The sequence below is a fragment of the Phormidesmis priestleyi ULC007 genome (genome assembly GCF_001895925.1).
GTDB lineage: Bacteria > Cyanobacteriota > Cyanobacteriia > Leptolyngbyales > Leptolyngbyaceae > Phormidesmis_A > Phormidesmis_A priestleyi_A.
The window spans coordinates 40,429-51,936 of the sequence record NZ_MPPI01000035.1 but is presented as its reverse complement, the minus strand read 5'-3'; the positions used below and the strand labels follow the sequence as shown (position 1 = coordinate 51,936).

Annotated in this window: 11 protein-coding genes; 5 read left to right on the top strand and 6 right to left on the bottom strand. The window is 48.3% G+C overall.

The window, feature by feature from the left end; translation table 11 throughout:
- Positions 1–8 precede the first annotated feature (8 nt).
- The 6 genes from BRW63_RS21175 to BRW63_RS29650 all read right to left on the bottom strand — a co-directional run bounded on the left by BRW63_RS21175 (position 9) and on the right by BRW63_RS29650 (position 4,185).
- Positions 9–491, bottom strand: a complete 483-nt coding sequence (locus BRW63_RS21175; RefSeq protein WP_143162098.1) for an ISAzo13-like element transposase-related protein — start codon at positions 489–491, stop codon at positions 9–11.
- 73 nt (positions 492–564) lie between these two features.
- Complete coding sequence (locus BRW63_RS21170) at positions 565–927, bottom strand: hypothetical protein (protein WP_106254105.1); 363 nt, start codon at positions 925–927, stop codon at positions 565–567.
- Between the two features lie 119 nt (positions 928–1,046).
- Positions 1,047–3,395 carry a glycoside hydrolase family 31 protein gene (locus BRW63_RS21165; RefSeq protein WP_073074394.1) on the bottom strand — a complete coding sequence of 783 codons (2,349 nt, stop codon included), beginning with the start codon at positions 3,393–3,395 and terminating at the stop codon, positions 1,047–1,049.
- Between the two features lie 146 nt (positions 3,396–3,541).
- Positions 3,542–3,679 (bottom strand): hypothetical protein, encoded by a 138-nt coding sequence (locus BRW63_RS29090; RefSeq protein WP_219898662.1) that lies wholly within the window; start codon positions 3,677–3,679, stop codon positions 3,542–3,544.
- A gap of 58 nt (positions 3,680–3,737) precedes the next feature.
- A complete protein-coding gene (locus tag BRW63_RS29655; RefSeq protein WP_219898663.1) occupies positions 3,738–3,995 on the bottom strand; it encodes an SDR family NAD(P)-dependent oxidoreductase in 258 nt (85 codons plus the stop codon).
- On the bottom strand, positions 3,931–4,185 hold the full coding sequence (locus BRW63_RS29650) for an SDR family NAD(P)-dependent oxidoreductase (RefSeq protein ID WP_219898664.1): 255 nt from the start codon (positions 4,183–4,185) through the stop codon (positions 3,931–3,933). The genes BRW63_RS29655 and BRW63_RS29650 overlap by 65 nt, the downstream gene beginning before the upstream one ends.
- A 151-nt stretch (positions 4,186–4,336) precedes the next feature.
- Here BRW63_RS29650 and BRW63_RS21155 point away from each other — a divergent pair, with 151 nt between their 5' ends.
- The 5 genes from BRW63_RS21155 to BRW63_RS21130 all read left to right on the top strand — a co-directional run bounded on the left by BRW63_RS21155 (position 4,337) and on the right by BRW63_RS21130 (position 11,439).
- Positions 4,337–4,837 carry an orange carotenoid protein N-terminal domain-containing protein gene (locus BRW63_RS21155; RefSeq protein ID WP_073074393.1) on the top strand — a complete coding sequence of 167 codons (501 nt, stop codon included), beginning with the start codon at positions 4,337–4,339 and terminating at the stop codon, positions 4,835–4,837.
- Positions 4,838–5,409: 572 nt separating this feature from the next.
- Complete coding sequence (locus tag BRW63_RS21145; protein WP_073074391.1) at positions 5,410–6,732, top strand: CHAT domain-containing protein; 1,323 nt, start codon at positions 5,410–5,412, stop codon at positions 6,730–6,732.
- Positions 6,733–6,742: 10 nt separating this feature from the next.
- Positions 6,743–7,951 carry a sigma-70 family RNA polymerase sigma factor gene (locus BRW63_RS21140; RefSeq protein ID WP_073074390.1) on the top strand — a complete coding sequence of 403 codons (1,209 nt, stop codon included), beginning with the start codon at positions 6,743–6,745 and terminating at the stop codon, positions 7,949–7,951.
- A gap of 2 nt (positions 7,952–7,953) precedes the next feature.
- A complete protein-coding gene (locus BRW63_RS21135) occupies positions 7,954–9,099 on the top strand; it encodes a DUF1822 family protein (protein WP_181314452.1) in 1,146 nt (381 codons plus the stop codon).
- Positions 9,100–9,102: 3 nt separating this feature from the next.
- Entirely contained in the window at positions 9,103–11,439 is a 2,337-nt protein-coding gene (locus tag BRW63_RS21130) for a CHASE2 domain-containing protein (protein WP_073074388.1), read from the top strand.
- Positions 11,440–11,508 lie beyond the last annotated feature (69 nt).

The window sequence follows — 11,508 nt, the reverse complement described above, 5'->3', positions numbered from 1 at the left end:
CCCCTTGTTCAGGGGTCATTTCGCGGGTTCTCAGAACGACTTCTATTAGATTGTCCAATTGAATGGCGAGGTTGGCACTGAGTATGAATACTCATCGCAAAGGTGGGATGCTCCCCATCTAGTTCAGGGTAGTGGGATTGATGGTCATCCCACCCAGTCGTTAAACAATCAACGATAAAATCACTGGTCTCAGCAGATTGTCCCAAGTAAATCGACAACTGGTTGGTATCGGTATTAAGAATGCCAAAGGGGACTAAAACGGCTTGCCACGCTGTATCGTGGTCATCGGCAGCCTTCGGCTCCAAGGTTCGTGCTTTCCCATTTCGGGAGAGGTTGCCAATCTTGACTTTGGCTTTGCTATCAATGGAGAGTCGCAACGATTTGGGGTTGTCATCCGAGGTCTGATTCTCTCGGAACACATTCTCGAAAATCGCATCGGTTTGAGCAATCTTTTTCAAGGGTTTGGTCTTCTGTGTTTTTTTAGGCGATATCCCATGCGATTAAGAATCGCACCGATGGTTTGACGCGTGGGTAATTGCGGCTCGGCGTACCCCTTCTCGCTCATTAAGGCTGCTCGCACGGCTCTAGCACTGATGCGAGTAACAAGAACGTGGATTGAAACTTTGGGTCTGCCTGAGCCTGTCCATCCCCTAAGCTGCGGATATCTGCTTCTAAATCAGACAGCACCCTTTCACTTTTGTGTCGTCCTCGTGCCCGATAATTATCGACACAAATCATCCCGGTTCGTCTTTCATGCAAGCCTAGTTGAACCCCATCGCGATTCCATCCCAAAACCGTTTCTGCTTTTCGGGCTGACCCATCCAAGTAATCTTCGGCGACCTTTGCCATGAAGTCTCGTTTGCGGTGACTTGTCAGTTTCTGAGCGGCATCTTTGAGAGTGACTTTGACCGATTCGCTGAACATCATTCCTAAAGTTTCCTATTCTAGAGGTTGGATTAGGAGCAGGGTAATTCCCCATCTCCTACCTTCTAGAATGCCTGGGACTTTATTTCTCAGCAAGTCCCTAAAAGCGATCGCGTTTCAACTCAAGTCGCATTCAATGCGATGAATTCTAATCGCTGGATGTTGCCGTTGTCGATAAAGGATTGTTCTCCTACGCCGACTAACTCTACGATGACTGCTCGATCGCCAACATTCCAGTCACCCTGACGCGCTTCAACTTCAACGATCACTGCTGTGTCTACTTCTCTGACTCGATAGGTTGTGGTTGCCCAAGCACCCGATCGAAACTCAAAACTCTCCCCGTCATCTTCATACAAGGTGAATTCTCCATCGCCTGACCAAACTTTTAGGCGCAGTTGCTTGATCGGGTGTTCATCTACAAATTGCATTACAGGCTGCATCGGAATGATTGACCCAGCTTTGATATAGAGCGGCATTCGTTCGAGTGGGGCGTGGGCGAGAATAGAAGTGTTGCCTTGGTAGCGATCGCCGCTCCACCAGTCATACCAAACGCCTTCGGGTAGATAAACTGCCCGATACTCTACTCCAGGACGGCAGATCGGAGCCGCCATAATCGACGCGCCCAACATTACCTGATCGTGTAGTGCATAGGTTTTAGGATCGTTGTGATAGTCATAAAGCAACGGACGTAATATTGCTGCGCCAGTCGTAGTAGATTGCCAAAATAGCGTGTAGAGATAGGGCAACAGTTGATAGCGCAATTCGATGTATTGTCGGCAAATTTGCTCAACGCGATCGCCAAACATCCACGGCTCATGAAGGTTTGATTTCAGTGCCGAATGAGCGCGCATAAAGGGATACAGCATTCCAATCTGCATCCATCGAGCGAACAACTCTGGTGTTGCGTTTCCAGCAAACCCGCCGATGTCTGCCCCCACAAAAGCGACCCCCGACAAACTCGTATTGCAGAGCATTGGCAGCGACATTTCTAAATGCTCCCAAAGGGATTGGTTGTCGCCCATCCACACCGCAGACCAGCGCTGAATTCCGGCAAAGCCCGATCGGGTCAACACAAACGATCGTTGGTTGGGGCGCAGTTGTTCTAAGCCCTGATAGGCCGATCGTGACATCGTTAATCCATACAGGTTATGCGTTTCGGCGTGTGTTCCCCCTTCTGCGATCGGGCCTTGAGGCGCATCTAACGGAAAGAAGATTTTCTTGCCTTCGTCACCAAACGGACGCTCGTCTAAAGTCGGCTCATTCATGTCGTTCCAGATGCCAGCAATGCCCGCATCGGTCAGCACTTTTTGATAGTTGCCCCACCACTCGCGCACTTCTGGACGCAAGAAATCGGGAAACACAGACTTATCTGCCCAAACATAGCCATAGACCAATTTGCCGTCAGCACCACGAACAAAATACTCGTTTCCTAACCCTTCGTGATAGACCGAATAGTCACCATCGGGTTCGTATTTAACGCCTGGATCGACGATCGTCACCGCTTTAAATCCTGCCTGCTTCAAATCGCCGATCAGTTTAGCAGGATCAGGAAATCGCTTCGGACTCCAAGTAAACACCCGATAGCCGTGCATATAGTCAATATCCAAGTGAATTACATCACAAGGAATTTGACGATCGCGAAACTCTTGGGCAATTTTCTGTACTACTTCTTCTGATTCATAACTCCAGCGACATTGGTGATAGCCCAACGCCCATTTTGGCGGCAGGGGCATCCGTCCAGTCAGTTGAGTGTAGGTGTCGAGAATGTCGGCAGGAGTTGTTCCATAAATAATGTAATAGTCCAGTTCAGGACTGTTGGTTTGCATCTGCCATACATCTGATTTTGTAGCTCCTAAATCAAACTGACTCCAATAAGTTGAGTTGAGAAAAATGCCATAAACCAAACCAGTCCGCAGCGTTATAAAAAACGGAATCGCTTGATACATTTCATCATTGATTGACGAATAATCTAATGCGTCAATCGTCCAATTAGTTTTAATTTCGTAGCGTTTGTCTAAAAGCCCCGATCGCTCTCCAAACCCATAAAAGTGATCGTCTGTGTGAATCGTTTTCCAAGCCGCAACTTGCCCGGTTCTCCAGCCCATTTCAGCATCGTGAGCAAATGGTTGACCCTGCAAGTCATAGCAGGTAATTTGGCAAGGATGTCGCTGAATTTTGACGCAGATTTGATCGGTTTGAATGACGATCGCGTCATCGGTTTGCTGCACCTCGAATTGAGGGATCTCCCACTGATCATCGTCACGGGTGACTGCCCACGATCGCCGGGGCAAAAACTCTCCCTGGGGCGCTAACCGAACTCGAATCAACTTAGGAGAGAGAATGCTGAGTCTAAGTTGAGCCTCTCCGCAGTCAAGGTGAAGGTGGCGATTCTCAAGATTGAAGCGTTGTAAATCTCCTAAAATTGACCAGGGCTGATCGGTAGTCGGCAGTTTTCCAAAGACTTGTGGCATGAAGAATAGTTCTAATGATTTAACAGCATTGCGAACGGACGGATGATTTGGGTAGGAGCAATCCCCCCGTGGTTGCCCTCCGTCAGGGGTAGGCACGGGGGCGCTACCCCTACAGCCATTTCATCTTCTCATTGTGCAACGCTAAATTAACCTTTTAACAGCGATTCTGCGCCATCAATCCAGACCTCTGTGCCCGTGATGTGACTCGATGCATCAGACGCTAAAAATGCTACCAGTAAACGCACCTTGAGCCGCTTTTGTGCAGGAATATGCTGTCGCGCCACTGTTGCTAAAAATTCGAGTGCCGTTAACCGAAGCTGTTACAATAATTGCTCCGCCCTGTTACTTAAGATAAGGCACCGCATACTTCACAGTTAAGAATGTGCCTTTAAGATTCGTGTTGATGGTTTTATCCCATTCTTCGGGTGTGAGTTCTTCGATCGGTGCCCAAACTCCATTAATTCCAGCATTGGCGAATACAATATCGATCGTGCCAAACTGTTGTGCAATTTTATCGATCGCTGACTGCACTTGCTCAGGTTGAGAGACATCGGCGATCGTCGCAATTCCCTCCTTGAGCGCTTGCTTCTTGAGTGACATCACCTGCATAGGCGATCGCAGTTCCGCCCGACTGACGAATGGCGTTTGCAACTTCTTCGATCGGATCGCTGGGCAATCCATTGACTATAACTTTCGCGCCTTCTTTAGCAAACTTGTGGGCGATCGCTTCGCCGATTCCGGTTCCGGCCCCAGTGACGATCACTACTTTATTTTCTAATCTTCGAGTCATTATTCTTTTGTAGATTAAGGTTTCTCTCAAACTGTCATCGAGCAAAGTAATAGATACCTCCATCTGAAGTTAGGTTATAGAGTCACCCCTTAGCGAGGCGAAGACCGTTGACTCTCTTGATAACTTTCAGAAGGTAAATTATGAGGTTTTTATGACATACACCACATCAAACACTGAAAACGAGTCAGTCAGCGCCTTTCAGAGCTTAGACACAGACCAGCAGCTAGCTTTGTTCTGGTTTATTTATACTGAAATGGGTGACTCAATTACTCCGGCTGCTCCGGGAGCCAGCACCGTTTCTCCGGATATTGCTGAGGGGCTTTTTAATCAAGTCAAAGACTTATCTCACGAGCAACAGTTAGAAGTGCAACGGGATCTGATTAATCGCAAAAACACGCAATATACGCGCATGTATGGGGCATTTGGCGACACCACCAAACTGCTATTTTGGTATCGTCTCGCTCAAGGCATGGAGAACAGCACGATCGTGCCGATGCCTGCGGGTTATGAGCTTTCTTCTGAAGCAAACGATTTGCTTAACCAGATCAAAGGGTTAGCTTTTGATCAACAAATTACGCTATTCCGCGATATTGTTTCCCCAATGGGAGTAGACCCCACAGCAGTTGAACACGACCCCGAAACAGGTTTGTAAACACTAATAGACCTCCTGCACGAATTCGGGAACGCCCCCTAAATCCCCCAATTCTGGGGGACTTTGAACTCCGGTTCCCCCAGAATTGGGGGTTAGGGGGCGAGATCGCAGGGTGGTTTACGTCGAGAATTTTATTCATGCAGGAGGTCTAATGAAGCGATCGTTCCTTGCAGGGAGCGATCGCTTTCCATTCTTTATTTTCAAAGCTATATGCTTGTGTTCGAGATCAAGTACGATGCAAGTAATTATAGCAGTAAGCCAACTGCGATGAAGTGTGAAGAAGATGAGCGATCCAGAGTTTGCGAGTTGGTTCACAAAGCTAAGAGAGGATATTGACGTGATGGCAAATATGCCAAAAGTTGAGGCGGAGAGGCTTGTGGTACTTCACAGCAAGCTGATCGATTTAATCGATTTCCTTGACCCTCATTGCGTTAGAGTGCCACCCATGTATCGCACTAGGATTGAACAGCCCTAACCACTATGCTCAACAATTGTGTTTGAATCAGCGAGGGTAAAAAATCTTTAGATAGAATACGACGTAGATCTATATCTTCAATTTGCTGTTTAATGCAATGCGAAAACTTCAACCTTGGGTGCTGCTGTCTTTGGTAATCTGCCTTCTTGTGGGAATTCTGGCTCAGAGTGGAAAGGCTGAATTTGCGGCTAACTCAGAGTTATGCGACCCGCCGATCGCCCCGTCCCCTATTTCGCAACCTGCTCAGTCTTCTGATGTTGCAGCGACGATCGAGCAAGTTGAGCAACGTTGGAAAAAGCAGTATGAAGACTACTTTCAAGGAAAACTGACCAGTGAGATTCTTCCGGCAGCACAGATTGCGCGATCGCTGGCACAAATTAATCAACAAACGAAGCATCATGCGGCCCTGATCTATGCAATTCCGCAGCCCGATCGCTTAGACGTAATTCTCGTTTTAGAGACTGGAAAGCTGATTCAGAAAAAAGTGCCCGCCGCTAATCAAGCGCGATTGCTGGAAACGATTCAGGCATTTCGGATGGGCATTCTGCGTCCCGATTCAGAACCCGATGAATATCTTCAGCCAGGACAACAGCTATATCAATGGCTGATTGGCTCCATTGCCCCAGAGTTAGGGAATACCGATCTCCTGATTTTTTGCTTAGGAAGCGGGCTGCGGAGCCTCCCGATCGCGGCGCTGCACGACGGAAAACAGTTTTTGATTGAGAAATATCAATTGGCAATCATTCCCGCTTTTAATTTGCTCGATCGCGCAGCTCGCAACTCTTCTCAAACTCAAGTGTTGGCAATGGGAGCCTCAACGTTTAACAATCAGCCTGCCTTGCCCGGTGTGCCGCTCGAACTCGCGGCCATCACTCAACCGCCCTGGAATGGCAAACAACTGCTCAATCAAGACTTTACGCTCAAAAATCTCCGTCAACAGAGAGCCAGCTTTCCCTATAGCATTGTGCATTTTGCGACTCACGCTGAGTTTGCCGCCGGAACGATCGATCGCTCTTATATTCAGTTTTGGAATCAACAGCTTCGCCTCGATCAGCTTCAAGAATTAGGATTGCAGCAGCCGCCCGTGCAACTCCTGGTTTTGAGTGCTTGTCGAACTGCCTTAGGCGATCGCAACGCCGAGCTAGGATTTGCAGGATTAGCGGTGCAAGCAGGCAGCAAAGCGGCGATCGCGTCCTTATGGTCAGTCAGCGATCTCAGCACTCCACTCTTGATGCAGGCATTTTATCGTCAGCTCAAAACTGCGACCATCAAGGCGGAAGCGCTCAGATTTGCCCAGCTTGAGATGCTGCATAATCGGCTGCACCCCAAAGATTTACCGACTCAAGCGATCGCATCTAGTACAAACTTATCTCACCCCTATCACTGGGCAGCCTTTACCCTAGTAGGAAATCCGTGGTGAGGTTTTGATCATGCACGCTCGTCACAGCATCACCGATCTGTTTTCGACATTTCTTCAGTTTGAATCGAATGTAGCGACTTGCTGGAGTGTGGATGCAAAACTTCAGCGCAGTATCAAGCAGCAGATTCAAAACCGACCAGAGGCGGAACCTGCCTTTTGGGAAAGATTTTGGCATCAATGCGCTCAGGCAGAAGCCGAAGAGCCACGATCGCTGGCGATCGGGCATCTCTCTGCTTATCTACAAGAAGCTTGCTATTGGAGCGTTCAAAAAGTCATTCAGTCTCAAAGAGCCAGTCAGATTGCAGATTTTTTTCAGATTGCGATCGCGTCCGTTCCCAAAATTCTCAAAGCTTGTGAAGTCAGTGGTCGAGCAACCCTAAAAACCTACGCGAGTACTGCTTTTGGAAATGTGGTTCGCGATTGGCTCAGACAACGGCGCGAAATTGATCTGTGCAACGAGTGGGGACTGTTGCTCAAACTTAGCCGCAAGCGATTAATCGAAGTGTTGCAGCAAGAAGGACTGAGCCGCATGAGAATTGATCAGCTTGTGTTGGCATGGCAATGCTTTGAGGCAAGTTATAAACCTGCGAAAACGCCTGGTTTGCGGCGATCGACTGCGCCTGACTCGGAAACCTGGCAAGTGATGGTCGATCGCTATAATCATGCCCGATCGCCAGAATGGACGATGACGACTGCGGTTGAGTTAGAGCGCTGGCTGTTGTACTGTGCGAGTCGAGTGCGAAATAGTCTGTATCCCTCAGTGGCCTCGCTGAATGCACCCAGGGGCGATCGCGAATCGAGTGAGTTGCAGGATAATTTGGTCAATGACAGCAATTCACTGTTAGAAACGCTGATTGTTGAAGAAGAAAATCAGCAGCGTCAGACCCAACACAGTGAGATTGCTCAAGTGTTGGTGGATGGCATTGCCTCGCTGGATGCCACAACGCAAAAACTATTAGCGCTTTATTATCAGCAGCAGTTGACCCAACAACAAATTGCCAAACAACTTGAGATACAGCAATATACCGTTTCTCGCAAATTGACGAAAACGCGAGAAACATTATTGCTGAAATTAGTGCGTTGGAGTCAGGACTTACATATTTCTGTTAGTTCCAACGTGATAAATGTCATGGGGGCTGAGTTGGATGAATGGCTTCAGCACTATTACGCTAACCACGACTCCAGCGATCGCCCGTCAAATCAAGCTTCGGAGCAATGACTATGACCTTTCTAGACTGTCTGACTGAACTGAGTTTAGAGATTCCACCGTCTGTCCATGATGCTGCATGGCAGCCGCTTCAAGGGCAAGCGAGTTGGAGCGCTTATCTCAATCAAGTGTGTTTGCAGACCGTGTTGCCCTGGATACAAACAGAATATATTCCTCATGCTCAAAGCGGGTTGTCGGGTTCGCAACTGGCTTCGGCTTGGCAACTGGTGAATGGCACCTCGATCGTCTGGAATAACTGTCGAGCGATTCTGATTCCCACTCGCTCGATCGACACTTCTGAGCTGCGAGTGCCCCAAGAATGGATGGATATTCCAAGTTGGGTTGGAGACTATTATTTTGCAGTTCAGATTAATCCAGATGACGCAACATTGCGGATCTGGGGATATACAACCCACGAACAAATTAAAACATTGGGGACGTATGATGCAGACGATCGTACTTACTCGCTAGATGCCGCCTATCTAATTCGAGATATCGGCGTGTTTTGGGTGGCACAGCAGGCAGAATTGAATGAAGTCACTCGCTCAACGGTTGCGCCGCTCAATCCGATTTCTGCAACTCAAGCGGAAGCGCTCTTGCAACAATTAGCGCATCCCTTAGTCATTGAGCCTCGCTCAGTGTTGCCGTTTGTCCAATGGGGCGCATTAGTCGAACAAGCTGATTGGCGCGATCGCTTGGTGAGACTTCAACGCCAATCGCAAACACCTATTGTTAATTTAAGCCGTTGGCTACAGCAGAGCTTTGAAACAAGTTGGCAGAGTTTAGAAAGTTTGTTCGACAACACTAGTACACTTGCCTATAGCTTTCGACAAGTGGCTGACTCTGCACTATCCGTTCAGCGAGTCAAAATGGTTGATCTTGATCGCCGATCGCTGTTACTGATTGTGCAAATAGACCCTGATTCCTCTGATCGCCTCACGATTCGTATTCAGCTTAGATCGGCTGATCCACAGTCCACGTTACCGAGTGGAGTTCGGCTGACGCTGCGATCGGGCACCGATGAGATTATCCAAACTATTACAGCAACCGATCAAGACAATCTCATTCAACTGAAGCGATTTAAATGCCCGATCGCAACTCGCTTTACGATCGAACTTGCGATCGCGACTGAAACCATCGTTGAACCTTTTGTTGTGTAGATTATGGAGTTTGTCATTGTTCTCAATTTTGGGCAGGGACACTGGGAAACTGGATTTCCTAGCGTGTTCGCGCAACTTTGGGAACCCAATCACCCAACCCCAATGCAGTTTGGCGGCAGTCTGCCTGCAATGCCTGACCTTGTGAATGCTCATCAACGTTGGCGATCGCAATATTCGTCACTGTATGCTCATTTGGGGTTGCGGCGGCTGCCTGATTTTGAAGTCGAGAATGACGATGATACTCATGTTTCGCTGGCGGAATTTAACGTCCTTTCCAAAACGCTTCAGCGTCGTCTCAATCAATGGCTGAACGCTCCCTCGTTTCAACCGATCGAGCGATCGCTGAGAACTCGACTCTCTCCCCACCATGCGATTCGATTGATTATTGTGGCTGAAAATCCACAAGTCCTACAGCTACCGTGGAATTTATGGGATTTTCTAACCGATTATACGATCGCTGAAATTGCGCTCAGTCTGCCAACTTTTGCTCGATCGATTGAAGTGCCGCAACTTCAATCAAAAACACATCGTCAAAAAGTAAAAATCCTTAGCATTTTAGGTAACGCCAAAGGAATTGAAATCGAACGCGATCGCCAACTGCTTCAGCAATTACCCAATGCCGAAATTCAATGGTTAATTGAACCAACGCTACAAACCGTTCAAGATCATCTTTGGCAATCAGAATGGAACATTCTATTTTTCGCAGGTCATAGCGATAGTCGTAAAAAAGGCTGCATTCAAATCAACCAAACTGAAACGATCACGATCGAACAGTTGAAATATGGATTGCGCCACGCGATCGCTCACGGGCTGAAATTGGCAATTTTTAATTCTTGTGATGGATTAGGACTCGCCTATGATCTAGCAGATTTGCAGCTAACGCAAACAATTGTAATGCGAGAACCTGTTCCCGATCGGGTAGCGCAAGACTTTCTCAAACACTTTTTAGCAGGCTTTGCCCAAGGCAAATCGCTCTATGTTGCCGTTCGAGAAGCGCGCGAAAAACTGCAATCGTTAGAAGGCGATTTTCCGTGTGCAACGTGGCTCCCTGTGATTTGTCAAAACCCGGCAGAAGTGCCTTCACGCTGGTCAGATTGGTCTGCACCTCGATCGTCGCGTCCCCATTTCACGCGATCGCAAACCATCACGATCGCGCAGTCTAGTTTAATCATCACCCTCGCGATCGTAACTCTGCGCTGGTTGGGTTGGATGCAGCCGCTAGAGCTACAAACTTTCGATCGCTTGATGCAATATCGCCCACCAGAGCCGCCCGATGCCCGATTGTTAGTTGTGCGAATTGATGAAGAAGATATTGAAAAACAGAATGCCGGATCTTTATCAGATGCAACGCTCGATCGATTGCTAGACGTTCTGTCGCGTCATCATCCCCGCGTGATCGGACTCGACCTCTACCGCGACTTCCCCACGCAAAATCCATCTCTCAAACAACGATTAGAGCAACTGACTCAACGCGATCAATTGATTGCTATTTGCAAGCGTCCTGATCCGATGTCCCGTGACTTAATCGGCGTTGCGCCACCGCCCAATATTCGCGCTAGCGAGATTGGCTTCAGTGATTTTGTGCAAGACGAAGATAGTGTGATTCGCCGTCACTTGTTGTTTGTTAGCCCCAAGACAATTTCCACCTGTACTACACCCTATGCGCTGAGTGTTCAGCTTGCCTTTCGATATCTCGCGGCGGAACCCAGCCCTATTTTGCCGACGTTTACCCCTGAGCGCCATCTCAAACTAGCAAACACCGTTTTTTTAGGATTGAGCGATCGCACCAGTGGATATCAGTCCCTTGATGCGCGAGGAAGTCAAATATTGTTGAACTATCGATCGCTGCCGCCTCAAGATATTGCCCAACAAGTCACTGTGCGTCAGGTGCTCAACGGGCAAATGAACCTTGAAGCCATCCGCGATCGCGTCGTCTTAATTGGCATGACTGCACCCAGTAGCGGCGATTTTTTTGCAACACCTTACGGAAAGAGCTTTCCGCAGCGAGTGCCCGGTGTGTTTGTTCATGCTCAGATGGTAAGTCAGATGCTCAGTGCTGTGTTAGATCACCGTCCTCTACTGTGGGTGTGGTCGCCCTGGGTTGAGGTGCTGTGGATTGGCAGTGGCTCGATTCTAGGAGGACTAATTGCCTGGAAGTTTCGCCACGCCAAGGGATTTATAATCGCGATTATACTCAATAGTGTTGTAGTCATAGGTGGATGCTATTGTCTGCTGATCTGGGGCGGCTGGGTTCCGCTTGTGCCGATGTTGGGGGCTGTCTGGTTAACCGCAGGTGGGGTTGCTTACCGCTTCATGATTCATGAAAGAAAATTAAGATAGCGCCTTTTTTGTATGGGTATGGCACTGCCGTGCCCTCTTGCAGATCTCTCATATTCACAAATCAAATAG

Excerpts from the sequence above, each read along its gene's own strand:
- BRW63_RS21170 (WP_106254105.1), bottom strand. The coding sequence starts at position 927 with ATGATGTTCAGCGAATCGGTCAAAGTCACTCTCAAAGATGCCGCTCAG.
- BRW63_RS21165 (WP_073074394.1), bottom strand. The coding sequence starts at position 3,395 with ATGCCACAAGTCTTTGGAAAACTGCCGACTACCGATCAGCCCTGGTCA.
- BRW63_RS29655 (WP_219898663.1), bottom strand. The coding sequence starts at position 3,995 with ATGTCACTCAAGAAGCAAGCGCTCAAGGAGGGAATTGCGACGATCGCC.
- BRW63_RS29650 (WP_219898664.1), bottom strand. The coding sequence starts at position 4,185 with ATGACTCGAAGATTAGAAAATAAAGTAGTGATCGTCACTGGGGCCGGA.
- BRW63_RS21155 (WP_073074393.1), top strand. The coding sequence starts at position 4,337 with ATGACATACACCACATCAAACACTGAAAACGAGTCAGTCAGCGCCTTT.
- BRW63_RS21145 (WP_073074391.1), top strand. The coding sequence starts at position 5,410 with ATGCGAAAACTTCAACCTTGGGTGCTGCTGTCTTTGGTAATCTGCCTT.
- BRW63_RS21140 (WP_073074390.1), top strand. The coding sequence starts at position 6,743 with ATGCACGCTCGTCACAGCATCACCGATCTGTTTTCGACATTTCTTCAG.
- BRW63_RS21135 (WP_181314452.1), top strand. The coding sequence starts at position 7,954 with ATGACCTTTCTAGACTGTCTGACTGAACTGAGTTTAGAGATTCCACCG.
- BRW63_RS21130 (WP_073074388.1), top strand. The coding sequence starts at position 9,103 with ATGGAGTTTGTCATTGTTCTCAATTTTGGGCAGGGACACTGGGAAACT.